The organism is Adlercreutzia sp. DFI.6.23, assembly GCF_024462535.1.
In the GTDB taxonomy this organism is placed as follows: Bacteria; Actinomycetota; Coriobacteriia; order Coriobacteriales; family Eggerthellaceae; genus Adlercreutzia; species Adlercreutzia rubneri.
The window spans coordinates 1-434 of the sequence record NZ_JANGBP010000096.1 but is presented as its reverse complement, the minus strand read 5'-3'; the positions used below and the strand labels follow the sequence as shown (position 1 = coordinate 434).

The following is a 434-nucleotide window of genomic DNA, read 5'->3' as shown; positions in this document are numbered from 1 at the left end:
CAACTCCGTGATGTTCGACGGCGGTGCGTCGGAGACCTTCGACACGATGGGCTGCATTGTCGGATTCATCACGTTCCTCTCGGCCGTGGTGGCATCTTCCTGGGGTCGCGGCTGCCTTAAGATGGTGCCCGTGCTCATCGGCATCGTGGTGGGTTATATCGTGGCCATTCCCCTGGGTATGGTGGACTTTACCGCTATCAACGAGGCAGCTTGGATCGGCCTTCCCGAAGTGACGCTGCCCACGTTTAGAGTGAATGCCCTGCTCGTTATCGCTCCCATTGCGTTGGTGCTCGTAGTCGAGCATATCGGCCACCTGATGACGGTGACCAATCTTTCCGGCGAGGACTTCAACAAGTACCTCTCCTCTTCGCTGCTCGGCAACGGCCTTGGCACGGTGGCTTCCGGCTTCCTGGGCGGCCCGGCTTTGACCTCCA

At 59.7% G+C, this 434-nt stretch carries 1 protein-coding gene; it reads left to right on the top strand.

Going from position 1 to position 434, the window contains the following annotated elements:
• The coding region (locus NE591_RS12500; RefSeq protein ID WP_305145249.1) for a solute carrier family 23 protein at positions 1–434 on the top strand (434 nt) is incomplete at both ends.